1 protein-coding gene and 1 pseudogene are annotated in these 788 nt (G+C 46.2%); both read left to right on the forward strand.

Features of this window, described 5'->3' with window-relative positions; genetic code table 11:
• Positions 1-241, forward strand: a pseudogene (locus CIK04_RS34630) (DUF2066 domain-containing protein); the annotation flags it as partial.
• A gap of 103 nt (positions 242-344) precedes the next feature.
• A complete protein-coding gene (locus CIK04_RS34635) occupies positions 345-506 on the forward strand; it encodes a hypothetical protein (protein WP_325205954.1) in 162 nt (53 codons plus the stop codon).
• The last annotated feature ends 282 nt before the right edge of the window (positions 507-788 follow it).

The raw sequence follows: 788 nt of genomic DNA on the forward strand, positions 1-788 counted from the left end.
CGGTCGCTACCCTGTGGATGGCGTGTTGGTGATTCGTGCTCAAGGTAATTCACTGCGTTGGAMCTTGTACGATCAATCTCCTGGCGCTATCGTGCGTTCGAATGTTGCGCCTGTCACCGGAAGTGCCAATGGCGGTGATGCAGCGACACAACTGATTAACGCTGTTGCCGATTTTTATGCTAAACGTAGCGCCGTCGTTGTTCTTGGTGAGTCTTCAGAATCGGTCGTGGTGAAGTTTTAATAACACAACAACGCATTGATTTCTTTAACGTTAGAAAAGACCCATCACGTCGTTGAACTCAGTGGCCAATCTTGATGTATTAGAAATMMAAGGGAATGAGTTGATGTTGCGTGTGCACTTGCTGGCTTCGCAAGAAGCGTTTGAACAAGAAGCCACAAAGCTGTCCAAAATCACCAAGTTTGATGATCCGTTGCTGGTAGAAGATGAAGAAAACGCCGTGCCAGCACAGCCAATTGAGACGCAAGTTCAGCCAACAAAAAAATGACGCACTGACAAAAAGTGATGAGGTGGGTGAACCCGCCATTGAGCCCATCATGCCAACACTGAATGAGGCGAACACTAATTCGCCAGTGGCGGTCGAACAACCGCCAGCTAAGCTAAAATATCAAATGGTGTTTGAGTGGTTAAGTTAGGTTGCTTCTCGTGATATCAGTTTCTAATACTGCTAGTCGTTAGATAAAAAAACAGCCAACGTCGATCGATTGGCTGTTTTTTTTTGCTTATTGTGACAGTGGGGTCCAAAAGCCATGATGTACGGCTGATTACC

The sequence above is a fragment of the Vibrio sp. 03_296 genome (genome assembly GCF_002265885.1).